Source organism: Lujinxingia vulgaris (assembly GCF_007997005.1).
Classification (GTDB): domain Bacteria; phylum Myxococcota_A; class Bradymonadia; order Bradymonadales; family Bradymonadaceae; genus Lujinxingia.
The window spans coordinates 132,443-156,573 of the sequence record NZ_VOSL01000054.1 but is presented as its reverse complement, the minus strand read 5'-3'; the positions used below and the strand labels follow the sequence as shown (position 1 = coordinate 156,573).

20 protein-coding genes are annotated in these 24,131 nt (G+C 66.5%); 15 read left to right on the top strand and 5 right to left on the bottom strand.

Features of this window, described 5'->3' with window-relative positions:
• Positions 1-3 precede the first annotated feature (3 nt).
• The 3 genes from FRC96_RS13190 to FRC96_RS13180 all read right to left on the bottom strand — a co-directional run bounded on the left by FRC96_RS13190 (position 4) and on the right by FRC96_RS13180 (position 3,900).
• A complete protein-coding gene (locus FRC96_RS13190) occupies positions 4-1,524 on the bottom strand; it encodes a BREX system ATP-binding domain-containing protein (protein ID WP_146974949.1) in 1,521 nt (506 codons plus the stop codon).
• A 30-nt stretch (positions 1,525-1,554) separates the two neighbouring features.
• Complete coding sequence (locus FRC96_RS13185) at positions 1,555-2,877, bottom strand: BREX system ATP-binding domain-containing protein (RefSeq protein WP_230470224.1); 1,323 nt, start codon at positions 2,875-2,877, stop codon at positions 1,555-1,557.
• A 120-nt stretch (positions 2,878-2,997) separates the two neighbouring features.
• Positions 2,998-3,900: a hypothetical protein gene (locus FRC96_RS13180; protein ID WP_146974945.1), complete on the bottom strand. Its 903-nt coding sequence runs from the start codon at positions 3,898-3,900 to the stop codon at positions 2,998-3,000.
• A gap of 232 nt (positions 3,901-4,132) precedes the next feature.
• On the opposite strand from FRC96_RS13180, the gene FRC96_RS13175 reads away from it, so the two are divergent.
• Genes FRC96_RS13175 through FRC96_RS13150 form a run of 6 tightly spaced genes read left to right on the top strand, consistent with a single transcriptional unit; the run spans position 4,133 to position 10,001 of the window.
• Entirely contained in the window at positions 4,133-5,953 is a 1,821-nt protein-coding gene (locus tag FRC96_RS13175) for a M3 family oligoendopeptidase (protein ID WP_146974944.1), read from the top strand.
• A gap of 12 nt (positions 5,954-5,965) precedes the next feature.
• Positions 5,966-7,342, top strand: coding sequence for an FAD-dependent oxidoreductase (locus FRC96_RS13170; RefSeq protein WP_146974943.1), 1,377 nt, complete (start codon positions 5,966-5,968; stop codon positions 7,340-7,342).
• Positions 7,342-7,899 (top strand): hypothetical protein, encoded by a 558-nt coding sequence (locus FRC96_RS13165; RefSeq protein WP_146974942.1) that lies wholly within the window; start codon positions 7,342-7,344, stop codon positions 7,897-7,899. Before FRC96_RS13170 ends, FRC96_RS13165 begins: the two co-directional genes overlap by 1 nt.
• A gap of 36 nt (positions 7,900-7,935) precedes the next feature.
• Entirely contained in the window at positions 7,936-8,745 is an 810-nt protein-coding gene (locus FRC96_RS13160; RefSeq protein ID WP_146974941.1) for a hypothetical protein, read from the top strand.
• Positions 8,746-8,793: 48 nt separating this feature from the next.
• Positions 8,794-8,988, top strand: a complete 195-nt coding sequence (locus tag FRC96_RS13155; RefSeq protein ID WP_115603991.1) for a hypothetical protein — start codon at positions 8,794-8,796, stop codon at positions 8,986-8,988.
• Positions 8,988-10,001: a peptidylprolyl isomerase gene (locus FRC96_RS13150; protein WP_146974940.1), complete on the top strand. Its 1,014-nt coding sequence runs from the start codon at positions 8,988-8,990 to the stop codon at positions 9,999-10,001. The genes FRC96_RS13155 and FRC96_RS13150 overlap by 1 nt, the downstream gene beginning before the upstream one ends.
• Positions 10,002-10,017: 16 nt before the next feature.
• On the opposite strand, the gene FRC96_RS13145 is transcribed toward FRC96_RS13150, so the two are convergent.
• Entirely contained in the window at positions 10,018-10,572 is a 555-nt protein-coding gene (locus FRC96_RS13145; RefSeq protein WP_146974939.1) for a nitroreductase family protein, read from the bottom strand.
• A 250-nt stretch (positions 10,573-10,822) separates the two neighbouring features.
• On the opposite strand from FRC96_RS13145, the gene ald reads away from it, so the two are divergent.
• The 8 genes from ald to FRC96_RS13105 all read left to right on the top strand — a co-directional run bounded on the left by ald (position 10,823) and on the right by FRC96_RS13105 (position 21,034).
• Entirely contained in the window at positions 10,823-11,935 is a 1,113-nt protein-coding gene (ald, locus tag FRC96_RS13140; RefSeq protein WP_146974938.1) for an alanine dehydrogenase, read from the top strand.
• Positions 11,936-12,242: 307 nt separating this feature from the next.
• Positions 12,243-12,899 (top strand): sigma-70 family RNA polymerase sigma factor, encoded by a 657-nt coding sequence (locus tag FRC96_RS13135; protein ID WP_146975201.1) that lies wholly within the window; start codon positions 12,243-12,245, stop codon positions 12,897-12,899.
• Positions 12,900-12,949: 50 nt separating this feature from the next.
• Positions 12,950-13,768: an anti-sigma factor family protein gene (locus tag FRC96_RS13130; protein WP_230470222.1), complete on the top strand. Its 819-nt coding sequence runs from the start codon at positions 12,950-12,952 to the stop codon at positions 13,766-13,768.
• A 44-nt stretch (positions 13,769-13,812) separates the two neighbouring features.
• Positions 13,813-14,739, top strand: a complete 927-nt coding sequence (locus FRC96_RS13125; protein WP_146974936.1) for a hypothetical protein — start codon at positions 13,813-13,815, stop codon at positions 14,737-14,739.
• 145 nt (positions 14,740-14,884) lie between these two features.
• On the top strand, positions 14,885-15,889 hold the full coding sequence (locus tag FRC96_RS13120; protein WP_146974935.1) for a hypothetical protein: 1,005 nt from the start codon (positions 14,885-14,887) through the stop codon (positions 15,887-15,889).
• 190 nt (positions 15,890-16,079) lie between these two features.
• Entirely contained in the window at positions 16,080-17,417 is a 1,338-nt protein-coding gene (locus FRC96_RS13115; protein WP_230470221.1) for a Glu/Leu/Phe/Val family dehydrogenase, read from the top strand.
• A gap of 24 nt (positions 17,418-17,441) precedes the next feature.
• Positions 17,442-19,466, top strand: a complete 2,025-nt coding sequence (locus tag FRC96_RS13110; RefSeq protein WP_146974934.1) for a hydantoinase/oxoprolinase family protein — start codon at positions 17,442-17,444, stop codon at positions 19,464-19,466.
• Entirely contained in the window at positions 19,466-21,034 is a 1,569-nt protein-coding gene (locus tag FRC96_RS13105) for a hydantoinase B/oxoprolinase family protein (RefSeq protein WP_146974933.1), read from the top strand. Before FRC96_RS13110 ends, FRC96_RS13105 begins: the two co-directional genes overlap by 1 nt.
• Before the next feature lie 9 nt (positions 21,035-21,043).
• On the opposite strand, the gene FRC96_RS13100 is transcribed toward FRC96_RS13105, so the two are convergent.
• The gene (locus FRC96_RS13100) at positions 21,044-22,090 is read right to left on the bottom strand and encodes a PEGA domain-containing protein (protein WP_146974932.1); all 1,047 of its coding nucleotides are present in this window, start codon (positions 22,088-22,090) and stop codon (positions 21,044-21,046) included.
• Positions 22,091-22,319: 229 nt separating this feature from the next.
• On the opposite strand from FRC96_RS13100, the gene FRC96_RS13095 reads away from it, so the two are divergent.
• Complete coding sequence (locus FRC96_RS13095; protein WP_230470220.1) at positions 22,320-24,071, top strand: serine/threonine protein kinase; 1,752 nt, start codon at positions 22,320-22,322, stop codon at positions 24,069-24,071.
• The last annotated feature ends 60 nt before the right edge of the window (positions 24,072-24,131 follow it).

The following is a 24,131-nucleotide window of genomic DNA, read 5'->3' as shown; positions in this document are numbered from 1 at the left end:
GCTCTAGATGTCGAAGTGGCTGACGCGGGCGAGGTTATCGACGACACCAGCGGCGCGCTCAGGGAAGTGACGGTGGACGTCGAGGAGCTCCACGAGGGTCTTCATCACCTGACGCATCGACCCCAGCGTGCCTCGGGCGCTGAGGCGCTCGATAGTCTGGGCGATGGCGTCGATTTGCTGCGGGCGCAGCGGCAGGCCGTTTCGGGCTTCGGCGTAAAACGCGCTGACGCGGCGGGCCAATTCGGCGTAATCCGAGGGCAGAGGGCGCGCGAGTTCGATGCGCGCCTCGGGGGGAAAGAGGCCCTGGAGGAGAGGGTCGTCGTCGTAGCTGGGGGTGAGCGCCATGACCACGCCCAGTCCCGAGGCTGGCTCAAAGCGGCAGGGGAGCTCGCGCAGCCTGCCGACGCCACCCAACTCGAGGGTGGCGTCGGAGGGGTGAGGAGTGAGCGCATCGCCAAGGGCCGCGCTGCTCAAGGCGCGCAGGGTGGCCGCGGCGTGTTCGCGGTTCTCGCGGGAGAGCAGCGCGAAGCGCTCCGCCTCATCGACCATCACCATCAGTCCGCTGTAGCCGCACTCGCGGGCCAGGGTGGCCAGACCACTTAAGATAAATGCGTAGATGCGCGCCCATGGGCGGTAGTCTTTGAGGCTGTAGAGCCAGGGGTGGGACCCGGGGGCAGAGCTGAGCTCTTCGTTGAGGCCGAGGTTCGATTGGGTGCGATGCCCCTCCAGCCAGTCGAGCACGGCGCGACGCCAGGAGTTGAGGTCGGGCTCAACGGTGAGTGCCGGGGCGTTGAGGGCGTCGAGCCAGGTGAGCGCCGCGCTCAGGTAGAGGTGGGTGCCGTGACCGCGCTCTCCGACCGCAAAGATCTCGCGGGCGCCGTCGGAGATGATCGCACGCTCCAGAAGGGGAGCAAGCCCCAGACCGACCTCATCGGGGCGGTCGGGATAGCGCAGGGTGTGCATCATCGCGCGGTAGACCCGCTGGGGGTGTGCCGGAGAGGTCTCGTCAGCGTCCAGCGTCACCCGGGCGATGATGAAGTTCTCGGAGAGCGCGCGGGTGCCCAGCCACTCCAGCATGTGGGTCTTCCCGGCGCCGTAATCTCCCTCAATGACGCGCAGCGCTCCTCGCCCGGAGGCTTCCACCAGCGCGGCGTTGAGGCTGGCGAAGGCCGCGTCGCGAGCGACGGTAAACGCCTCAATCCCCTGCGCGGGCACCACGCCAAGGCGCATCGCCTCCAGGGCCATATCCGCCTGGGTGGGCTCCAGGGCGTAGCGTTGCAGCGTCGTTGGCAGGGGCCCGGGAGCATCGTCGCCCGGGGGGGCGTCAATATCCGTCGATGTGTTGGCACTCGATGAGGGGTGCGGCGCGCGCTCGCCAGGCCGCCGCAGCTCGCGGGTGGGCACTAGCGTCGGCAGCGGCAGGGTTTCAAAGTGGACCAGCGCCAGCCGGCCGTTGCGGCGCAGGCCGACCAGGCGGCCGCTGCCGTGGACGGGATGTTCGACTTCTTCTGCTTCAGCGATCATGGCGTCACCTGTGGGGACAGCGCGATGGAGTTAGAAGTCGGAGAAGTCGTCCTGGGCCGGGGTCTGTGCGAGCGCGTCGTAGCCCGAGAGCACAAGGTCGGTGGCCGCGTTGGGGTCAAGCTCCAGCTCACCGTCGACGAGCTGGCGATGCAGAAAATCAACCCAGGTTTTGACGAAGAGGCGGCGGTGGTTGACCTCGAAGTAGCTGTAGACGCAGGCGTTGGCCAGCGCGCGGGCGTTCGCGGACTGCAGGGTGCGATCGAAGGTGCAATCGCGCGCCGACTCGAACACACCGACCAGCTTGTCGCCGAGCGTGGAGAGGAGCTCGGCCGGCTCCAGATCAAGACGCTCCAGATCAATGAGCACCGCCTGAGGGCTCCGCACGCTGAGCGGAACCGGGCTCTTTAAGCGCTGGTAGAGCGCCGGGTAATCCGGCACCACGTTGCGCATAAACTCCGGGGGAACCGCGTACATAAAAAGGGTGTTGGGGAGTTGATGACGACCGCAGAGATCGATGACCTGGCGGAGGTTGTCGCCGATGATCTGGCTGCGTTTGACGCTCACCGAGAGGTTGCGGTCCACCTCGTCGAAGAGGAGCACGGTGCCGGGAAGCTCCAGGCCCACGATCATCTGGGTGAGGCAGCGCAACATGATAAAGCCGTTACTCTTGCCGATATCCTCATACACACCCAGCTCCCGCAGCTCACTTGCCGGGATCGACTCGCCAGTGAGCCAGGCCTCCAGGCGCTGTTCGTCTTCAAAACGCCCTTCGAGGAAGGCGGCGGCGAACTCCACGATGGCGCGACGGTAGGAGTGACTCTCGCAGGCTGCGCGCGCCACGGTGGTACGCAACCACCCCAGGACCGCCTCGCGGGCGGCGTCGACGTCGGGCACTGAGGGTGTCTGCAGCGCGGCGTCGACGCGATCGTCCATCAGGTTGCGCAATAGATCGGGCAGGCCGTAGCTCGGCGAGCCCAGCGCGGTGCGCGGGCGCTGGCCGATGCGCCGCACGACCGCCTGGTAGACCTTGAAGCTGTCGTCGTAGGGGCATTCGTTGGGCGAAAGCTCCACGACCGCGGTGGCAAACCCACGATCCCACGCCAGCTCGCGCACGCAGTAAAGGAAGTGGGTCTTGCCGCCGCCAAAGTAGCCCTGCACCAGCTTAAAACTCGCTCCAAAGCGCAGGTGGTAGTCGAAGTACTCATGCTCGAGCACCTTGAGGTAGCTCTCGTTGCCTACGTTGATGCGGCGCACGCCGTGCTGAGGTGGCTGCCCACCCTCGCCGAGGCGTTGAAGGATGTGGCGCGCCACCAGGGCGTCTTCGATAGCGGCGTTGGGTTGGGAAGGTCTCATGGGTCGATCCGTGGGGGTGCAGAACGCGCGAGCATCGCGCGGGAGTCGGTCAGGCGCACACGAGCGCATCGGTCAAAACCTGAGGCGCACATGTGCGTGAGTGCGCGCCCGACGTCGACGTCAGCTGCCAGGAGTTCCCGGTACGGATTGGAAACGGAGCGATAAGTAATACTGCCCATCTGTGCCGGGTCCAGGGACAAAAAGCACATCTTGTTTATTTTTTGTCGAACCGCCGGTGGCCGTGCCCAGATCGAGGCGACGCCCCTGGCGCTCAAGCAGCCCGTCGCGCCGCAACCGTTGCAGCTGGTACGCCAGCAGGTAGCGAGGCCAGGGTTTGAGCGCGTCGAGACCCTTCTTGCGTCGCGCGCCGCTGTCGGCATCGACGAGCGAGAGCGGCACGAGCAGGTCCACCAGATCGACGCGTTCGCCATCGGGAAGCCCCGTCATTGCCAGCTGAACGCGGTAGGCGCGCTCAAGCTGCTCAAAGAAGAGATCGCTCTCCAGCGCGCGATCCTGAATGGAGGCGCGGGCCTCATTGAGGGCTTTGAGGAGGGTCGGGGCGTCGGCGTCGACCTCGGCGAGCTCCTCGCGGGCGTAGCTTAAGGTGGCGCGTCTGGCGAGCAGATCGATGGTCAGCGTCAGCGGTCCGACGCCCAGGGTCAAAGGCTGGTCGCCAAGGTGTTCCAGGCGGCCACCTTCGGCGCGAAGGGCGCGGTCGAGCTCGCCGAGAAGTTGCATCCGTGCGCGGGTTTTTTCGCGATCAAAGTGCGCATCGAGCTCGCCTACCAGCGCGATGCGCTCATCTTCGAGCCCCAGCGCGTCGAGGGAGGAGCGACGCAGGTCACGCAGGGCCTCGGCGACTTTCGCGGCGTCGGAGGCAAAGGTGCCCGCGCGAGTCATCGACTCCAGCGCGCTGCGTGCGCGGTTAAGATCGCGCATCGCCACCTGAACTTCCTTTTTGAGGGCGTCAACGCGGGCGGCCAGCTCCCGCTCGGGGCTGGAGACTTCGGCAGGCTTGGTCATGGTGGTGTCGGGGGCTGAGGAAATGTGCAGTCCACAGGGAGGTTTAGAAGATGGAAGCGCGCCGCGTCAACGTCCCGCGAGCGGGTCGGGAGAACCTGGCACCGAGGGCCATTGTTTCAACGCGGTGGCAGTACTATGTTTGCCCGGCCAATCATCCTGTGCCGAAACGACGCTCATCTGAGGTGCGTCGGATCGGCGTTTTCATTCGAGCTATCGCCAAAGAGGAGCCCCCATGTCGCGTCCCTTTCCAACCACCGACCCCACCTGGGATATGGAGAGCGTGTTCTCCGGCGGGCCCACGTCAAAGACCTTCCAGGCGGAGCTGCGCTGGCTGGATGCCCGTGTGAAGGAGTTGGAGTCGACGCTCGACGCGCTCTCGCTTCCCGAGACCGCCCCGCTGGACGAGGAGGTTGTGGCCGGGTGGCGCGCGTTCTTCAACGGGCTCTTCGAGATGCATGACCGCCTCTCTCAGGCCTTCTGTTTTTCCAGCGGGATGGCGTCGGCGCACGCCGATGATCCGGTGGCGCTGCGCCTGCCGGCGCAGCTTACGGGCGTGAGCACGGCCAACGGGAAGTTGTCGGTCGCGCTCAAGAGCAAGTTCCGCGGACTGCGCGACGAGGTCTTCGACGGCCTGCTCAACGACGCGCGTTTTGAAGATATGCAGCTCTACCTCAAGGAGCTTCGTCGCGACGCCGATATGGCGCTTGATCCCGAGCTTGAAGATCTCGCGGTGGAGCTCAACCGCGACGGTCTGCATGCCTGGGGGATGCTCTATCGCCAGATCAGCGCCCGTCAGACTGTGGAGGTCGAGCGCGATGGCGAAGTCGAGGTGATGTCGGTGGGGCAGGCGAAAAACCTGCTCGACCATCACGATCGCGAGGTGCGGCGCGCAGCGCATGAAGGGCTCAGCAAGGCCTGGGGCGAGCTTGCGCCGGTCTGCGCGGCGACGCTCAGCTCGATCATTGGCGCGGAGCAGACCCTCTACACCCGCCGCGGTCAGGACTGTCTGACCTTCTCGCTCAACGCCAACCGCGTGGAGCGCGCCACGATCGAAGCGATGTTCGAAGCCGCCCGCGGCGCCCAGCCGCTGCTGCACCGCTACTTAAAAGCCAAGCAGCGTCTACTCGGCGTGGAGGCGATGCAGTGGTACGACCTGATGGCGCCGGTCGGTGGTGAGGCGCCGCGCTTCACCTACCCGGAGGCCCAGACCTTTATCGTCGACCAGGTGGGAGGCTTTGCCGAACGCATCGCCGACTTCTGCAAGATGGCGCTGCGGGACCAGTGGGTCGAGGTCGAAGATCGCCCCGGAAAGGCGCAGGGCGGCTACTGCTCCGGGCTGCCGGTGAGCGGCCAGACGCGCATCTTTATGACCTTTGGTGGGTCGACCACCGGCGTGACCACGCTGGCCCATGAGCTGGGGCACGCCTACCACGGATGGGTGATGCGTGGCCTGCCCTCCAGCGAGCGCGATCTGGGGATGGGCGTGGCCGAGACGGCCAGCACGCTGCTGGAGGTGATCGTGGAGCAGGGCGCGCTGGCCCGCGCCGATGCCTCCCAGCGCCTGGGGCTGCTCGACCAGCGTCTGGGACGCGGGGTGGCGTTCTTGATGGACATCCCGGCGCGCTACGATCTGGAGCTGGCGCTGCACGACGCGCGCGCTGAGGGCCCGCTCAACGAAGAGCAGCTCAGCGAGATGACCGAGGCGATCTTCACCACGCACTTCGGCGAGAGCTTAGACTCGGTCGATCCGCTCTTCTGGGCCTCGAAGTTGCACTTCTATTTGACGGGGCTTCCTTTCTACAACTTCCCCTACACCTTCGGGTTCCTCTTCTCGCGGGCGGTGTACGCGCGGGCAAAGAAGGAGGGCGAAGGGTTCATCGATCAGATCGACAATCTGCTGCTGGATTCCGGGCGGATGACCTCCGAAGAGCTCGCCGAGCGCTACCTCGGTGGCGACCTTGGCGATCCGACGTTCTGGCGGGCTGCCATCGCCGATCTTGAAGGCGACGTGGCGGAGTATGAGGAGCTGGCCCAGGCCGCGCTCCAGGCGTAAGGACACGAGACTATGACGACGAAAGCAACGCACACCGTAGCGATGATCGGCGCTGGCCCGGCCAGCATTTATGCGGCGGAGGTGTTGGCCAAGGCAGGCCATCAGGTGGTGATGCTCAACCGGGATATCAAGCCGGGCGGGCTGGCTGAGTTCGGGATCTACCCGACCAAATACAAGATGAAGCGCGGCCTTCGCCGCTACTTCGATCGGGTGCTTTCCCACGAGAACATCTACTACGTGGGCAACGTGAGCGTGGGGCAGGAGGCCGACGTCTCGCTCGATGAGCTTCGCGAGCTGGGCTTTGACGCCCTGGTGGTCGCGGTGGGGGCCCAGGGCACCAAGTGGCTCGGGCTAACCGGTGAAGATGCCGAGGCCTGCTTCCACGCCAAAGATCTGGTGTACCACTACAACGGGCTTCCCCCCTTCAGTGAGCGGGAGTTCCCGGTCGGCGACGACGTGGTGGTGGTGGGCATGGGCAACGTCTGTCTGGACATCGTCCACTGGATGGTCTGCGAGCGGAAGGTGCGCTCGGTGACCGCGGTGGCCCGACGGGGACCGGCCGAGCGCGCGTTTACCGACAAAGAGTTCAAGCTCGTCAGTGAGGCGCTCGATCAGGACGCGTTGCGCGCGGAGTTCGATCAGATCGCGCCGGTGCTCACCGACGTGGGCCAGGATCCAGAGGCGCTCTTCGAGGACTATGTGCGCTTTGTGGATGAGCCCCTGGAGCACCCCAGTGAGACCTCCTTCCGGATGCGCTTTCTGCGATCTCCGGCGCGGGTGGAGGTCGATGAGGACGGTCGGGTCACGGGGCTGACCTGCGAAAAGACACGTCTGAAGGCGCCCGGCCCGGATGGTCGGGTGGGCGTGGAGCGTACCGGGGAGTTCGAGACGCTGGCCTGCGACACGATCGTCTTCGCCATTGGCGATGCGATTGAGCCGTCGCTCGGGTTGCCGCTCTCCCCGGCGTGGTCCGGCGAGTTTGCGACGGTGCAGGAGCCCTGGGAGACGCACCCGGAGCGCCCGCGTTACATGGTCTACGACCCGGTCGATGAGACCCCGATCTGGGACACCTTCGTGGTGGGATGGGCACGCAAAGCCTCCGATGGTCTGGTGGGTAAAGCCCGCGCCGATGCGGTTCAGGGATGTGATGAGATCCTCGCCTACCTCGATGGTGCGTTTCGGGTGCGACCGGCTGGCACCCGCGGCTACGAGGATGTTCGCAAGGGGCTCTTCGCGCTTCTTGAGGAGCGCGAGGTCCGCGTCGTCGACTATGAGGGCGTCAAGCACCTCGACCGACTCGCCGCCAAAGAGGCGGAGGCGCGAGGGCTTGTGGAGTTCAAGTTCGCCACGCGGGCCGAGATGTTTCAAAAACTTGATGAGGAGCGTTGATGAAGAACGCAGTGCAAAGGTTGGGTCTGTGTCTGGGCGCGTTGGCGCTGATCGCGCTGAGCGTGGGGTGCGCGAGTGCGCCCGACCAGCGGCGGGCCGCCGAGCGAGGGCCGGAGCAGAATGTAGGCGCGCCGCCCTCGGGCGATGAGGCGGCGGTCGCGCCCCTCCCCGACAACCCCGCCTCCTCGCCAGCCCGGCGCGTCGAGCTCCGAGAGCCCATGGTCGGACCCGATGGCGTCTCCTTGATCTCCCGCGGTGAGGTCGACGCGCTCTTAGAGCGCGGCCCGGCGGTGGTCTTTCAGCATGTGGACACCGAGCCCTTCCATGAAGACGGCGCCTTTGTGGGCTTTTTGATCGTCGACATCTCCACCCATGCGCATAGCTTTGTGGCGCCTCAGCTTCGCGTCGGCGACGTGGTCACCCACGTCAACCTCGTGAAACTGGAGCGGCCGGATCATTACCTCAACGCCTGGTCGACGCTGGCCGAGGCCGATGAGATTCGAGTGGACTTTCGCCGCGACGGGCAACCGGCGCACGCCATCTGGCGGGTGGAGTGAGCCCGAGCAGTTGTGGAAGCCGACAGGGCGGCAGGGATGGTTGAACGCTCCCGGAGCGAGGATCAGGGGCAGCAGGAGGCATCGGGTCAACGAGGCTCGGTGTGGCGTACGATGCTGCTGGCCTTTCTGGCCCTGACCCTCTGGGGTCAGTGGCTGGGAGCGGGGCTTGTGGCCGAGGTGCTCAGCGCCGATGGCTCCGGGTTGCGCGTGATCGCCATGCTGACCCCGCTCTTTTTCGGGGCGCTGGCGGTGGTGCGCGCCAACCCCGCGCTTCGGCTGATGGTCTTTCCGGTGAGTTTTTTGCCGGCGATGGCCCTGTTGACCGAGCGCGAGTGGGCGGCGATGGCCGAGCCGATGACGCTGCTGGCCAGCGCGGCGACCTTTTTGAGTTACCTGGTCGTCGCGGCGATCGGCGACGACCTCAACGAGACGCCGGGCCAGAAACCTACCGAGGTTCACACCACCGATAGCCTCGCGTCGCGCTACCGCGTCTTCGTGCGCACGCGCTCGGCCGTCGTTCTGGGTGTGCTGGCCGTCCTGGTCTGGATGCTCTTTGTCGATCCGCAGATCAGTCGCACCCTGGTGGAGCGGGCCGGTGATCGCGCTACCCTGCACCTGACCTTTATGACGGTGCTGATGCTCTTCGCCTGGGTCGTGATGGCCTACATGGCAGCGGTGCTGCCGGCGCTGAACTGGGAATACGAGCGGCGTCAGCCGGTGCTGAGCCGAGGGCAGCTGCGTCTTCTGGAGTCCCCCGGGGCGCTGAAACGTCGTGTTGTCGGCTGGGTGGCTGCGGCGGCGATGGTGATCGCGCTGGGCATGCAGATGATCGTAAGGTTGCCATGACGCCGGATGGCTCTCTGCCGGCTGACCACACACCTGAGATGAGGCGAGATGCGCGCGACGATGTACGACATCCTGGGGATCGGGTTTATTGCGGGGAGCGCGTACTTCTTTGTGCGCACGGTGAACTTTCTGGCGGAGGCCGATTATGTGGCGGCGCTTATCGCGCTGGCGGTGGCCTTCGCCGTGGTGCGCGCCGGCGTGGACTTGAGCCGCCTGGCGGTGGCCGCGAGCCGGGAGGATTGATGCGTAGCTTTCGACGAGGATGGGGGCTGGCGGTGATCGCGCTGCTGGCCGGGTGCGCCGAGGAGCAGGCCGAGGTAGCGCACCCTCCGGTGGAGCAGGCGATGGAGCGTGTGCTGGCCGCGTCGCCGCAACCGGAGCTCGCCCGCGTTGGCGAGGTCAGCCTGGGCGCGCAGGAGCTGGCGATCTTCTGGGAGGCTCACCCGGAGCTCGATCGTCGGGAGGCAATGCGCGCCCTGATCGACGAGACGCTGCTCTGGCAGGAGGCCTACCGCCGCAGGCTGCACCAGCGGCCCGACGCCCGTTTTGCACGTAAACAGGGGCTGGTGAACGCCTATCTGCAAGGGGAGATTGAGGCTGAGAATCGGATCGACGATCCCTCCGAGGATTTTGTCGCGATCCTGCAGAAGAACGCCGACTTCCCCCGGGGATACCGCTCCAGCCATCTGGTGATCGTGGTCCCGAGGAGCATGCCCGGCGATGAGAAGTTCGGGGCGGAGCGCCGTCGAGAACTTCGGGACGAGCGCTTCGAGCGCGCACAGGACTGGATCGACGCCAGCGCCGAGCAGCTCGGCGAAGCGCCCACGCTTGAGGCGTTGATCGCCGAGGCGCAGCGGCTCAACAGCGAGGTGTTGCCTGCGGAGTATCAGGCGGTGGTCAACGCGCATATGCGCTTTGCCCCACCTTCGGAGGGCGATGTCCGCCAGCGCCTGCCCGAAGGGTGGATTCAGGTCGTGCCGGAGTTCTCCCGGGCGGCGGAGTCGCTTGCCAGCGAGCATGACCTCGGTACGTTGAGTGAGCCGGTTCGTTCGCCCGTAGGCTGGCACCTGCTCAAAGTCGATGACGTGCTCGACGGGCAGCCGGCCGATCCTCAAGAGGTTGAGCGTTTTGCGGCCCACGCGTTGACACGCGAGGCGCGCACCCAGGCCTACACCGAGCAGCTCAGCGCGCTGCTCGAAGGCGCACGGGTGGAGATGCGCCCGGAGCGTCTCCAGGATGAGGTTCCGGGGCAGTAAGTTCGGCGCGTGGGCGTCAGGGGGTGGTGCGCATCACCTCGGCCAGCGCGGCGCGTGGCGGGTCGGGCACCACTTCAGCGAAGCCGACCCAGACAAAGCCCACAATCTCTTCAACGGCCGGGTCGATGCCGAGTGTTTCGTAGGTCTCGGGGGCGTTGGTGACGCCGCCGCTGCTCCATTTGGAGCCGATGCCCTCACTCCACAGCGAGAGTTGGATGTTCTGGATGGCGCAGGACACCGCGGCGTAGTCTTCGCGCCGGCGGTGCGGGTCGGCGTCGATCACCTGGCTGACCGCGATGAGCTCCGGGGGGCGACTAAACTTCGTGCGGATGGAGGTCTCGGCCGCCTCGCTCAACCCGCCGCGCTTCTTGCGCTTCTCGGCCACACCGATCTCGGTGATGCGCTCGCGGGTCTCGGGCCCCATCAGCGTGAAGCGCCAGGGGTTGGTCAGCTTGTGGTTGGGCGCGCGGGTGGCCGCCTGCAACGCGCGCTCCAGAGCACCTTCGGGCAGGGGATCACGTTTGTAGTCGTGAATGGTGCGCCGCGTCATCAAGGTCTGGTGAGTATTCATGAGGGAGTCCTGGTGTGGGGAAGTCTCAACGCATGAAGAAGCGCGAAGCGATCGTGCGCATTCCTAGCGGTCGAGCGCATCTTTCGCAACGCGAGCACGTGCAGCGCCGCGGTGCATCTTTGCTACCGCGCTGGAGCGGGCGTCGCTCGATTGCCGGGACGGTTAGCGCTCGCTATAGTCCGGCCCACAGGGCTCCCCGAGAGCGGGCGGCCCGGGATTCCTTAACGTTGCCGCTACCCGGAGAAGAGCCGTGAGAATTGGGGTTCCGAAAGAGATTAAGAATCACGAATATCGAGTGGGGTTGATCCCGGCCAGTGTGGCCGAGTACGTGCGCCAGGGCCACGAGGTGGCGGTGCAGGCCGGCGCCGGCGAAGGGAGCGCCATCCCGGACGAGCGCTACGTGGAGGCCGGGGCGACGATTCTGCCCAGCGCCGAAGCCGTCTGGGAATCCTCGGACATGATCGTGAAGGTCAAAGAGCCGATGGCCCCGGAGTACGGGCTGATGCAGCGAGGTCAGCTCGTCTACACCTACTTCCACCTGGCCGCAGTGCCGGAGCTGGCCGAGGTGCTGCTGGAGCGTCAGGTGCGCGCGGTGGCCTACGAGACGATTCAGCTCCCCGACGGGCGTCTGCCGCTGCTGGAGCCGATGAGTGAGGTGGCCGGTCGTATGGCCATTCAGGTGGGCGCGCGTTGTCTGGAGCGCGAGCATGGCGGCAAGGGTGTGCTGCTGGGCGGTGTGCCCGGTGTGGCCCGCGCCAAAGTCGTGATTCTGGGCGGTGGCGTGGTCGGTACCAACGCCGCGAAGATGGCCGTGGGCATGGGCGCGCAGGTCACGATCGTGGATCTGAACCTCAACCGCCTGCGTTATCTCGACGACATCTTCGGTAGCAAGATCCAGACGATGCACTCCAACGTCGGCACGATCTACGACCAGGTGCTCAATGCCGATCTCGTGGTGGGCGCGGTGCTCATCCCCGGGGCGAAGGCGCCGCATCTGGTGACCCGCGATCATATCAGCCAGATGCAGGAGGGCAGCGTGGTGGTCGACGTCTCGGTCGACCAGGGCGGCTGCATTGCCACCTGCCACCCGACCACCCACGAAGATCCGACCTACGTGGTCGACGGCGTGGTCCACTACTGCGTGGCGAATATGCCCGGGGCGGTGGCCCGCACCTCGACCTTTGCGCTCAACAACACCACGCTGGGCTACGGTCTGGCGCTGGCCAGCAAAGGCTTTGAGCAGGCCGTCAAAGACGATGCGGGGCTGGCCCTGGGCGTCAACACCTACAAGGGGCAGTGCGTGTACAAGGCCGTCGCCGACAGCCTGGATCTTGAGTACACCCCGCTGAGCGAGCTGCTCTAACCTCGGGTTGTGACTCGCCGGAGACACCGACACCCCCGCGGCCAGCTTGAGGTCTGGCGGGGGTGTCTTTTTTTCTGGCGCCCAATCTGCGATCCTCGGCCCGAAGGCGTGACGCGCACGCGATCTCGATTGGCGCATAGCTGGAAGATTGCAGACTGAATGAAATAGAAGCGCCCGCGTCTGAAGTTACAACCGACGCGTTGGTCTGCCGGCTTCCTCGGAAGACAGCGCGCCGCCGCCCACTCGGGGCGCAGCGATGACTTAAGAGCACGGGAAGGTGCCCATGTTTAAGAAGAACAAAGCGAAGATGGACGCAAAGGAGCGGCTGGCGTTTGAGCAGGAGGCCATCCCTCATCTGGATGCCCTCTACGGCACGGCGCTGCGTCTGACCAAGAGCGAGAGCGACGCCGAGGATCTGATTCAGGAGACGATGCTCAAGGCGTATCGCTACTTCGATAAATACGAGCAGGGCACCAACTGCAAGGCGTGGCTCTTTAAGATCATGACCAACACCTTCATCAACCGCTACCGCAAGCAGCAGAAGCGCCGCGAGTACCTGGTCGATGACGACTTCCGCCCGCTGCAGGAGCGCGCGGAGGCGCCGGAGTTGACGCCCTTCCACGAGAGCTTCGATACCGAGGAGCATCTCTACTTCAAGATGTTCGGTGACGAGGTCAAGCGGGCGCTGGAGCAGGTGCCGGTGGACTTCCGCATGGTGGTGCTCCTCGCTGACCTGCAAGACTTTGCGTACAAAGAGATCGCCGAGATCATGGACTGCCCCATCGGCACGGTGATGAGCCGCCTCTACCGCGGGCGGCGCATGCTTCAGGCGCAGCTCAAAGAGTACGCGCTCAAGAATGGTTACATCCCCTCTCAGGATGAGGAAGAAGAGGCGACGGAGGCCACGGACGCGCCTGCCGACCTGAACGCCTACCGCGAACGCAAGGCCGCGCAGGCCAGCTGACGCTGTCGGTGGTGACGGGTTGAGTCGAACTTCCAGATGAGGTGAAGAACGTGGGACAACTGGTGCAAAATGTGGCGTTGGGCTGTGAGGATTTTGAGCCTTTTATCGACACCTATGTCGATGAAGAGTTCGACGAGCGGGAGCGCGCCGATATGGAAGCGCACCTGGCCGGCTGTGAGCGCTGCCGTGGGCGAGTGAACGCCCAGATGCGTTTTAAAGCGCAGCTTCGGGAGACGTTGTCGGAGGAGCGCGCGCCGCAGTCGCTGCGTGAGCGCATCACCTCGGAGCTCGCCACGCTGGAGGTTGAGCTCGACGAGGAGCGCACCGACGTGCGCCCGCTTTATGTGCGGGTGGGCTGGGTGGCCGGTCCGCTGGCGGCGATGCTGGCGCTGGTGCTGCTGATGCCGGAGATGACCATTGCGCCGGCGGCCAGCAGCCCCACCCCCGTGGTCGACCAGACCGTGGAGTGGCACAAGGGCAACTTCCCCCTGGAGATCACCACGAGCAACCCGCAGGAGGCCAGCGCCTGGTTCCAGGACAAGGTGGACTTCTCGGTGCGTCTGCCGCATTTCGACAACGGACGCGTCAACCTGCTGGGCGGGCGCATCGCGCACGTCGAAGATCGTCGCGCGGCGCTGGTGCTCTACGAAGTCGACGGGGCGCGCATGAGCGTGCTGCTCTTTGATGGCGAGGGGCTCAAGGTGCCGCGGGAGTCGATCCGTCAGGTCGAAGATCGCGACATTGTCTGGCTTAACCAGAAGGGCTACGGCGTGGCCGTCGTCCAGGATCTGGGTGTGACCTATGCGATGACGAGCGATCTTGAGGAAGATCGTTTTCTGGGGCTGGTCGCCGGCACGATGAAGCGCTAAGACGGTGCCATCCACGGTGATGGCACCTCAAGGCTGAGTGAGACATGAGTGTAGCAACGTACGCCGTCCTTTCGGGCGGCTTTTTTTTGGATGACGCGCGTCGCTATTTTGGCGCGGGACGGGTGATCGCGCTCGGAGACGATCGCGCCGAAGTTGGCGCGCAGCTTCACGAACTGGCCGCCGACGGGGTGGAGTTGCTGGCGGTCTATGGCGACGACGCGCTGGTGGGTCGAGCCATCAGCGCGCTGCTCGGTGACGTGAGCCTGGTGGCCAGCGGGATGCGTGTGTGGCCCTGTGGGCCGCAGGGGGCCTCGGTGGTGGGGGAGGCCCTGGGCGCAGAGATGAAGCCCGCTCGGGCGGCGCGCGCTCTGAGCGAGGCCGCGGAGTGGCCGGTGCAGATGACGCCGACGCTCAAGGTCAGCGCGAGCACCCTCGGCGGGGCGCGCTACGGGTTTAGCTTCGGGGCGGGCTGGGTGTATCGGGCGCGGCGGGCGCAGCGCGAGGCTCAGAAGGGGGCAGGGCGGCTGGTCAGCGCGGTGGCGCGGCTGGCCTCCGATACCCTGCGCGAGACGCAGGGCCAGGATGTGGCCGCCCGGATGCGTGTGGATCGCGCTGTTGTGGAGATGCATCAGGGCTCGGTGGTGGCGACCTCTCTGGAGCGCACCTGGTACGGGCTTCGCAACCCCGCCGCGCAGCCCGCGATCTGGGCGCACATTCCCACCCGCGCGCTGGTCAGCCAGGGGCTCAAACCGGAGCTTTTGGAGTCGGTCGGAGAGGGGGCCGGGCGCGCCGCCGCGCTTGATGAGCTGGTGCTCGATGCGCCCTCGGGTTGGGTGCTCGATGGCGAGCTCTTTGCGCCGGATGAGGGCTGCGTGCTGCGCGTGAGCCCGGGGCCGAAGGTGGCGCTGTTGCGCCCCCCCGGGCGGCTTGGAGCGCTGGTCTCACGGGTGCTCGACGGGCGAGGCCGCTGAGGGCTCGGGGCGAAGCGCCGCCTCGTTAAGTTACGATGGGATTGAGGCTGCCGGGGAGGACAACACGCGCGGATTTGCGTATGGTCCTCTCCGGTTGCGAGGTTCGCGGTAGCGTCAGATACGATCTTCGGCAGGAGACGGGACGATGGAAGATTTTTCGGGTGGAGAGCAGGGCTCGAGCACGTTCAATAAAGTGCTGAAGTTCAGCGCGATCGGCTGCGCGGTGATCGTGTTGATCGGCGCGGTGCTGGCCGGCTTCGGAGCGTTTAAGGCCGTCTCCTGCTGTGGCGAGTTTCAAGAACTCGCGCTGGTGGCCGAGGGGGCTCAGGAGCACGCTTACGGGTTTGTGGTCGATCTTCGTGAGCAGGATTACGAGAGCGCCTACGCCGCGCTCGACGCCAGCGCAAAGCAGGAGCTCGAAGTCGAGGATGTGCGCCGTGCCTTTGAGCCGCACACCGAGGATCTGCAGAAGGGGATGCCCACGCCCCTCGGCGTGACGTTGCTCTCGCGCAACGACGACCAGAGCGAGGTGGTCTGGGAGATGACCACGCGCGTTGCCGAGCCGAGCGCCTCGCACGCGCTTCAGATCAGCCTGGAGGTGGCCTACCACGGTGGGGAAGGCGCTGAGCCCGTCTACGGCGTGAGCGCCTGGGAGGTGACCCGGGTGACGCGAAGCCTGGCCGACGAGCCCGCCGCGATGCTGGCGCAACGCTTCCACCGCGACGTGGCCAACGGCCGCGTCGAGCAGGCCCGCCGCTATGTGGCGGCGGAGTCGGAGCTCTACGGCACCTCCCTGGAGGAGTTCGGTGAGCGCGTCGCCGCGTTGCAGGGTTTGGGCGTGACGCCGGCGGGTGTGGTGGCGGTGACGCCTCAGGATTTCAGCAGCGCCGAGGTCACCCTGCGCGTGCCCCGCGGCGAGGTCGCGCTGGATGTGGTGTACGAGGTCTCAAACACCGGCGATATCCTCGGGTTTGAAGGCCCGGTGGAGCGCGACGCGGGCGAGTTGAAACCCGATCTCGCGCCGGTACCGCCGGAGGGCGGCGTGCCTGGCGATGGGACTTCCGATGGTGATGCGGAGCCTGCGGGCGAGGATGCGCCGGAGGTCCCCGCGGCCGACTCCGAGCAAAGCGCGGAAGACCGCACCGAGTAAGGCGATTCGGCAGGTCGGGGATGACGCATCGCGTCGTCTCCAGCGCTTGACGCTCCCCTGTGGCGCTGTTAATCCGATCGCGTCCGGTAAGCGTTGTGCAGCCCCTTTCCGGAGCGACCATCCGCTGCTGAAGTCACGTCGTGGCACGTGACTCTGGCTCTTCATCTACGTCCCAAATTAAGGTCCTGCGATGAGCAAGAAACCCGACGCACCCGACGTCGTTGAGGCGACGGCACCGGCTTCTGTGAAGGCGGCCCAGACCAGCCCCGCTGCTGCGGAGAACTTCTTTGAGGTTCACCTCGCTCAGCTCCAGCGGGCGATGGACGCGGCGCCGCTTGAGGACCACGTGCGCCTGATCTTGAGCCAGCCCAAAAACGAGGTCATCGTCAACTTCCCGGTGCGCATGGACGACGGAAGTTACGAGCTCTTTACCGGCTACCGGATTCAGCACAACAACATCAAAGGCCCCTACAAGGGCGGGATCCGCTATCACCACGAGGTGACGCTCGAAGAGGTCAAAGCACTCGCCGCGCTGATGACCTACAAATGCGCCCTGCTCAACGTGCCGTTTGGCGGGGCCAAGGGCGGCATTCGCCTCACCCCGAGCAAGTACAGCCAGACCGAGCTGGAGCGCATCACCCGTCGCTTTACGCACGACCTGGGCAACAATATCGGCCCGGAGTACGACATCCCGGCGCCGGATGTGGGCACCAACAGCCAGACGATGGTCTGGATGATGGACACCTACATGAACACCCATAACGCCAACGATAAGAACGCGCAGCGCGGGATTGTCACCGGCAAGACGCTCAACTCCGGCGGTAGCGTCGGCCGTGAGAAGGCCACCGGCCAGGGCGTGGTCTACTGCATTCAGGAGTGGGCCGACGAGCACGGCTTCCGCCTCGATGGTTGCACCTACACGCTGCAGGGCTTTGGTAACGTGGGAAGCCACACCGCGCAGATCCTCTCGCGGTTGGGCGCGGTGATGGTGGCGGTCGAAGACCACACCGGCACGCTCTATAACCCCGATGGCATCTACCCGCGTAAACTCGTCGAGCACGTCGCCGAGCATGGCGGAGTGGCGGGCTATCCGGGCGCCAAAACAATCACGTCGGATGAGTTCTGGGAGGTGGAGTGCGACATCTGCATTCCGGCCGCCCTGGAGCTTCAGGTCACCGAAGAAGTCGCGCGCAAGCTCAAAGCCCGCGTGGTGGTGGAGGCGGCCAACGGCCCGACCACCCTGGGCGGTGAGCGCGTGATGGCCGAGCGGGGCATCGAGGTGATCCCCGATATGATGGCCAACGCTGGCGGTGTGGTTGTCTCGTACTTTGAGTGGATTCAGAATAAGCGCTCGGAGTCCTGGCAGCTTCAGGAGGTCGACAGCCGCCTGCACTTCATGATGAAGAGCGCCTACCAGGAGATGCGGGCGTTTGCGCGCGCCAATGACGTCGACAACCGCACCGCGGCGCTGGCCGTGGCGATTCAGCGCATCAACGCGGTCTATGTGGAGCGCGGCGTCTTCCCTTAAGGGACTAAAGCTGGAGGTAGCATCATGACCAGGCCCACGGAGGCCAGCCGCTTCGGCGTCGACACCGGTGGTACGTTTACCGATGTGGTGATGCCGGGCGGCGATGGTCGCCTCCGGGTCTATAAGCTGCTCTCGACCCCGGCCGATCCCTCTGAGGCGATCGGCGACGGGGTCGAGGCGCTTCTTGGCCCTGGCGAGCGGCCCTACGAGGTGGTGCACGGGACCACCGTGGCGACCAACGCGCTCCTGGAGCGCCGCGGGGCGCGCGTGGCGTGTGTGATCACGGCGGGCTTTGAGGATGTGCTCTGGCTCGGGAGGCAGGCTCGGCCACATCTTTACGCGTTGCACGTGACGATGCCCGAGCCTGTGGTGGCGCGCGCCGACGTGATCGGGGTGCGGGAGCGCCTCTCGGCCGCCGGTGAGGTGGTCGAGCCGTTGTGTGAGGCGGAGATCGCGCGGGTGGTGGCCGAGGTTGAGGCCCTCGATGTGGAGGCCGTGGCGATCTGCACGCTGCACGCCTGGGCGAACCCGGCGCATGAGGCGAGCCTTGCGCGCGCGCTTCGCGCGCACGCCGCCGGCTGGCATGTGAGCGCAAGTCACGAGATCAGCGGGGCGTTTCGGGAGTTTGAGCGGGCGAGCACCGCGAGTGTGAATGCGTACGTGGGGCCGCTGATGGCGCGCTATCTGCGGCGACTTCAGGAGCGGCTTGAGGGCGCGCGTGGGGTGGAGGTGCTGCTCTCGCACGGTGGTCGGGCGGAGGTTGCCTTTGCGGCTGAGCAGCCCGTGCACACGGTGCTCTCGGGGCCGGCCGGCGGGGTGGTCGGAGCGCTTCAGGCCGCCCGGGAGGTGGGCCTGGAGACGATCATCACGCTCGATATGGGCGGCACCTCCACCGATGTCAGCCTGGTCGACGGCGAGCTGGAGGTCCGGGAAGACGCGGAGGTCGACGGGCTCTCGATGGTCGTTCCCGTCATCGATATCGTGACCGTGGGCGCCGGCGGGGGATCGATCGCGTACCGTGACGCGGGCGGGGCGTTGCGGGTGGGGCCGCGCAGCGCCGGAGCGAGCCCGGGGCCGGCATGTTACGGACGCGGGGGGCAGGATCTGACGGTGACCGACGCGCATCTCGCGCTCGGAACGCTGCGCTCCGACCGCTTCTTAGGTGGCGAGATGACCCTGGATGCTTCGGCGGCCCGCGAGGCGCTGGAGCGGCTCTCTGACGAGCTTGAGACGCCACCCGAGGAGGTCGCCCGCGGGGTGCTGGCTATCGCCGACGCCGCGATGGCCCGCGCGCTCAAGGTGGTGAGCCTGGAGCGCGGGCGAGATCCCCGCGACTACACCCTGGTGGGGTTCGGCGGAGCCGGCGGGCTGCATGCCTGCCGCCTGGCTGAGGCGCTCTCGATGCGGCGGGTGCTCATCCCGCAGAACCCCGGCCTGCTCTCGGCCCGAGGGATGCTGGGGGCGAAACGCCGGCGCTACTACCGCCGCACCGTGCTGCGCCCGCTCCACGACGTGCTCGCCGATGTTGGCTCGCTGCGCGAACTTCTCGACGAGAGCGAGGCCCGGGCCCGGGTGGCGCTCGGAGATGCGCAGGGTGCCGCGATCGATCTTCGCTGGGAGGCAGGGCTTCGCTACCAGGGGCAGAGCTTCGAGGTGGTGGTGCCCGTGGACTGGGCCGCAGAACGCCACGAGCTGAGTGACCCGAGCGAGCGCTTTGAAGAGGAGCATGAGCGTCTCTACGGTTATCGCGCCGACCGCGAGGTGGAGCTTGTGGGCTTGCGGTTGAGCGCGAGCCTCAACGATGCGCCGACGCTTGATGCGGCCGCGCCTCGGGGCGACGCCGAAGCGCTGGCAGCGGCCCACGAGGTGATGCTCGACATGGGGGAGGGGCCTCAAGCCGCCCGGGTGGTCGAACGGGCCTGGCTGGCCGAAGGCCAGCGCATCAAAGGGCCGGTGATCCTCACCGAGTACAGCGCCACCACGGTGGTGCTCCCGGGCTGGGAGGTGGTTGTGAGTCGGGGACATCTGATTCTGGAGCGGGAGCCTTAATGGACGCGATCACCCTGGAGCTTGAGCGGCACCGTTTTGCCTCGATCGCCGAAGAGATGGGCGTCGTGCTGATGCGCTCGGCCTTTTCGCCGAACATCAAAGAGCGTCGCGACTACTCGTGTGCCATCTTTGACGGGGCTGGCGAGATGGTGGCGCAGGCCGCGCATATCCCGGTGCATCTGGGGTCGGCGCCGATGAGCGTGGCCGCCGCGCTGGAGACGCTGCCAATGAAGCCCGGGCAGCATATCATCCTCAATGACCCTTACGCCGGTGGCACGCACCTGCCGGACATCACGCTGGTCTCACCGGTCTTTGACGGCGCCGGTGAGCTTGCGTTTGTGGTGGCCAACCGCGCGCACCACGCCGACGTGGGCGGCAGGTGGCCGGGCAGCATGGGCCTCTCTGAACATATCGATGAGGAGGGGATCCGGCTGGGACCGCAGGTCTTTGATGAGGACGTGATGGAGGCGATCACCTCGGCCAGCCGCACGCCGGAGGAGCGTCGAGGTGATCTCCAGGCTCAGCTGGCCGCGAATCTGCGCGGTGTGGCCAGGCTTGAAGCGGAGCTGGAGCGGCGCGGTAAGGACGTGCTCGATTCCTGCCGGGCGCTGCAGGCGCATAGCGAGCGTTTTATGCGCGAGGTGCTGCGCGAGGTGGGCGAGGGGCGCTGGTCCTATGAAGATGCGCTCGATGATGACGGGCTTGGGAGCGGCGCGATCCGCATCCATTGCGACCTGCGCATTGAGGATGGCCGCGCCACAGTGGATCTTCGGGGCAGCGCGCCGGCGGTGCGTGGGCCACTGAATGTGCCGAGGGCGGTGGCGGTCTCAGCGGCGCTCTATTGCTTCCGCTGCCTGGCGCCGCCGGAGCTTCCTTCCAACGGCGGGTACATGCGCTGCGTCGAGGTGTTGACCGAAGCGGGCACGGTGGTCGACGCGAGCTATCCGGCGGCGGTGGCGCTGGGCAATGTGGAGACGAGCCAGCGCATCGTCGATGTGGTCTTCGGCGCGCTGGCCCTGGCGTTGCCCGGGCGTATCCCGGCGGCCTCCTGCGGCTCGATGAACAACCTGACGATTGGGGGCGATGATCCTCGCCACGGTGGCCGGCCCTTCGCCTATTACGAAACGATCGCCGGCGGTGCGGGGGCCGGGCCGGGCTGGGAGGGGCAGTCGGCGGTGCACACGCACATGACCAACACGCTCAATACGCCGGTGGAGGCGCTGGAGCATGCCTATCCGATCCGCATGGTGCGTTACGCCCGGCGGGAAGGCTCCGGCGGGGCGGGAAGGTACCGAGGTGGCGAGGGCGTGGTTCGGGAGATGATCTTTGAGGCGGCGGCCACGGTCAGCGTGATGGCCGAGCGCCGGCGCTTTGCCCCTTACGGACTGGAGGGCGGGGCGCCCGGGGTCTGCGGCGCGACGCGCCTGGTTCGCGCGCGCACCGGTCGCGAAGACGTGCTGGAGGGAAAGGTCAGCGTGGAGGTCGAGGCGGGGGATCGCCTGATCATCGAGACGCCGGGAGGTGGTGGCTATGGCACGCCCGACGACGCGGGCGGCGATTCCACCTGAGCGGGCGCGTCAGAAGTGAACGCGCACGCCGGCGTAGTTGGCACCCAGCTCCGGCTGCACACGCAAGCCAGCCTGCGACTCGCCATCGGACCCACCTCCCGGGCTGGCGAGGCGGTTGGCGCTCAGATAAAGGACCACGCCGGTGAGGATGCCTGCCGCGCCGGCTACCGTGGTGACGGTCCCCCAGGTGCGCAGGTCATCGGAGCGCTCCAGAAGCTCCCTACGACGTCGCTCCAACTCACCTGGGTCATCATACTGGCGCGCGGCGTCGCGGGCCGCCGCGGTGTCCTGCGCGCTGAGCACGAGCATCGCTGTGCCTGCCGCCGCCACCGGGGTACTCGCCGCAAGCGTCCAGAGCGCACCGCGCCGCCAGCCGGCCGCGCTCACATCGAAGGCCGCGGCATCCGCCACAAGCGTGGGCTCGACTACCGCTTGAGCGTTGGCGTCAACCCGAGTGCTGACGCGTCGGGTCTGGTAGCCCTCGCGCGTGATCGCCACCTCGTAATGCCCCTCGCGCAGCCGAGTCGTCACAGGGGTCGGACCCAGCTCAAACCACTCCCCGCTCTCCAACACCAGGTGGGCGCGCGCGCCCGGCGGCGAGCTGCGAACCTCCAGCGCGGCGGCGTCGGCGGCGAGGGTCGCGTCGAGCTGATCGATGCGCTCGCGGATGCGCTGCGCGCCGGAGGCGTCGGCCGCCGGGCTGTCGAGATAATCCTGATAAAACTGGCGGGCCGGGCCGTAGATGCCCAGCTCATGCAGTGAGCGCCCGATCGCTCCCCGCAAAAGCGGCTCCGGGCTGCGGGCGTAGGCGCGAAGGTAATAATGCAACGCCCGCTCAAAGTCGCCGGCTTCAAAGCAAGACACCCCGTGCAGGGTCAACACCCGCGGATCCTCTTGCTGATCCGGGATGACGTAGTCGGGGCATTGAGCAGGAGCCGGGGCGGGCGCCTGCGCCCGGACCGAGAGGGGCGACGAGAGGCTCACGGCCACCACGGTCAGCGCGCCCAGACTCAGACGGCTTCCCCCGGAAGCGAGAAGACGGAATGATGGCAGCATCAGCGTTCGTTCAACCACAGCAGTCAGGTTAAGAAAGTGCGCAGAAAATCTGGCCGAACTCTACGAGGTAGCAGACGATCTGACAACCACGCCTGCACCCGGTGAGGACCGAAGGGTGATTGCCCCCTGTGGGGGCTTCTCCTATATTGCCATGATGTTGTGCTCCGAGCCTCGGAGCCCCCCGTGCGGCCCTCGCGTGGGACCCTGCCCAAGCCTATCTGAGACGTGTGTGGCTTCTACCGACGAACACGACCCGACAAGCTCCGTGCGCGAGAAGGTCTGCTGGCAATGCGGCCGCACCTTCAGCACCGCGCTCGAGGTATGCCCGGACGACGGCGCTCGCCTCATTGAGACGGGGCTCGAAGACCTCGAAGATCCCCTGATAGGCTCGATCTTCGACGGGCGTTTTCAGATCTACAAAAAGCTCGGGGAGGGCGGCATGGGCGCGGTCTACAGCGCGCGCCGCCTGGACTTTGAGACCGACGTGGCCCTCAAGCTGCTCAAGGTCGATTTTGCCCGCGACGAGGGGATCCGAAAGCGCTTCATGTACGAGGCGCGGGTCATCTCCAACCTCAAGCATCCGCACGCGGTGCGGCTCTTTGACTTCGGTCAGACCTCCGACGGCCACTTCTACATGGTCATGGAGCTGCTCCATGGTGAGAGCCTGGCCGACCGGCTGGCCTACCGTTTTGTGACCTACCGCGAGGTCTTCGACATCATCCCGCCCATCTGCGGGGTGCTAGGTGAGGCGCACGCCCAGGATGTGATTCACCGCGATTTGAAGCCCGAAAATATCTACCTGCTCAAGGTTGAGGAGAACCGCGAGTTTCCTAAACTTATCGACTTCGGCATCGCCAAACACAACCGCGCCGAGACCATGACGCAGTCCGGCACCCTCTGGGGCACACCGGCGTACATGAGCCCGGAGCAGGCCCGTGGTGATGTGGTCGGGGCGGCGGCCGATATCTACGGGATTGGGGTCATGCTCTACGAGCTGATCAGCGGAAACCTGCCCTTTCACGCCTCGACGCAGATGGGCTTTGCGGTCAAACACCTCAACGAGCCGGCCCGCCCGCTCTCTTCGATCCCCGGGCTCAACAGCGTGCCTCCGGCCCTCGATGAGCTGGTGTTGAGCATGCTGGCCAAGCGCCCCGACGAGCGGCCCGGGTCGATGGAGGAAGTGGTGGCGCGCCTGGAGGTGATCCGCGCGCAGGACTTTGGACCGGAGCTGCTGGCGAATGTTCCCGCGGAGGAGGTCGACCCGATCGCGCTGCAGGCCTGGATCCGCGACGCGCCGGACATCTCGCAGACTCTGGACGCCCGGGCGAACTCGGAGGCTTCGATCTCCCAGGAGCGACCGGCTCGTGAGATCGACGCGTTTGGCCAGACTGATATGGCCAACGCGCTGCCAGCCTTTCCCCTGAGCAGCGCCCGGGAGTTTCTGGACACGCTGCCCGCGCCGGGCGCCTCCGACACAGCGAACGCGTCATCGCCTCCGGCCTCTGCGGAGCTCAGCGTGAATCGCGGGCCGGCGACGGCCTCCGAGGAGTTCAGCGCGGTGCTGGACGCGGCACCGGCCCGGGAGGAGCGCCGTCGCACCATGATGGTCGTGGGCGCAGGGGCGGCCCTGGTGGTGCTTATGATCGCCGCGCTGATGGCCGGCGGTGACCCACCCACCGAGGCGACCGTCACCGAGCAGGGGGCCGCCGCTGAGGCGGAGGTTCCGCAGCTTCCGACGACGCCGCTCGATATGGGCAACGTGGTAAGCGCGGCGGCGATGCACGGCGCGTACGTCTCCTTTGAGGCGCGCGAGCTGGCCCGTCGTCTGGCCGAAGCTGAGCGCCTGGGGCAAGTGCAGGACTTTGAGTTCGTCAACGACGAGGTCGAGGCGCCGGCCGAGGGCGGCGGCAAAGACCGCGAGACCAGCTCACCGGCCGTCGACGACCGCACGCTTCGTAAGGCGCTGGAGAGCACCTTCTAACATCCGATTCGAGGTGACCACGCGACACGCGCCCCACAGTGGCCCCGAGGCCCCGGGCGC

Excerpts from the sequence above, each read along its gene's own strand:
- FRC96_RS13190 (WP_146974949.1), bottom strand. The coding sequence starts at position 1,524 with ATGATCGCTGAAGCAGAAGAAGTCGAACATCCCGTCCACGGCAGCGGC.
- FRC96_RS13185 (WP_230470224.1), bottom strand. The coding sequence starts at position 2,877 with ATGAGACCTTCCCAACCCAACGCCGCTATCGAAGACGCCCTGGTGGCG.
- FRC96_RS13180 (WP_146974945.1), bottom strand. The coding sequence starts at position 3,900 with ATGACCAAGCCTGCCGAAGTCTCCAGCCCCGAGCGGGAGCTGGCCGCC.
- FRC96_RS13175 (WP_146974944.1), top strand. The coding sequence starts at position 4,133 with ATGTCGCGTCCCTTTCCAACCACCGACCCCACCTGGGATATGGAGAGC.
- FRC96_RS13170 (WP_146974943.1), top strand. The coding sequence starts at position 5,966 with ATGACGACGAAAGCAACGCACACCGTAGCGATGATCGGCGCTGGCCCG.
- FRC96_RS13165 (WP_146974942.1), top strand. The coding sequence starts at position 7,342 with ATGAAGAACGCAGTGCAAAGGTTGGGTCTGTGTCTGGGCGCGTTGGCG.
- FRC96_RS13160 (WP_146974941.1), top strand. The coding sequence starts at position 7,936 with ATGGTTGAACGCTCCCGGAGCGAGGATCAGGGGCAGCAGGAGGCATCG.
- FRC96_RS13155 (WP_115603991.1), top strand. The coding sequence starts at position 8,794 with ATGCGCGCGACGATGTACGACATCCTGGGGATCGGGTTTATTGCGGGG.
- FRC96_RS13150 (WP_146974940.1), top strand. The coding sequence starts at position 8,988 with ATGCGTAGCTTTCGACGAGGATGGGGGCTGGCGGTGATCGCGCTGCTG.
- FRC96_RS13145 (WP_146974939.1), bottom strand. The coding sequence starts at position 10,572 with ATGAATACTCACCAGACCTTGATGACGCGGCGCACCATTCACGACTAC.
- FRC96_RS13135 (WP_146975201.1), top strand. The coding sequence starts at position 12,243 with ATGGACGCAAAGGAGCGGCTGGCGTTTGAGCAGGAGGCCATCCCTCAT.
- FRC96_RS13125 (WP_146974936.1), top strand. The coding sequence starts at position 13,813 with ATGAGTGTAGCAACGTACGCCGTCCTTTCGGGCGGCTTTTTTTTGGAT.
- FRC96_RS13120 (WP_146974935.1), top strand. The coding sequence starts at position 14,885 with ATGGAAGATTTTTCGGGTGGAGAGCAGGGCTCGAGCACGTTCAATAAA.
- FRC96_RS13115 (WP_230470221.1), top strand. The coding sequence starts at position 16,080 with ATGAGCAAGAAACCCGACGCACCCGACGTCGTTGAGGCGACGGCACCG.
- FRC96_RS13110 (WP_146974934.1), top strand. The coding sequence starts at position 17,442 with ATGACCAGGCCCACGGAGGCCAGCCGCTTCGGCGTCGACACCGGTGGT.
- FRC96_RS13105 (WP_146974933.1), top strand. The coding sequence starts at position 19,466 with ATGGACGCGATCACCCTGGAGCTTGAGCGGCACCGTTTTGCCTCGATC.
- FRC96_RS13100 (WP_146974932.1), bottom strand. The coding sequence starts at position 22,090 with ATGCTGCCATCATTCCGTCTTCTCGCTTCCGGGGGAAGCCGTCTGAGT.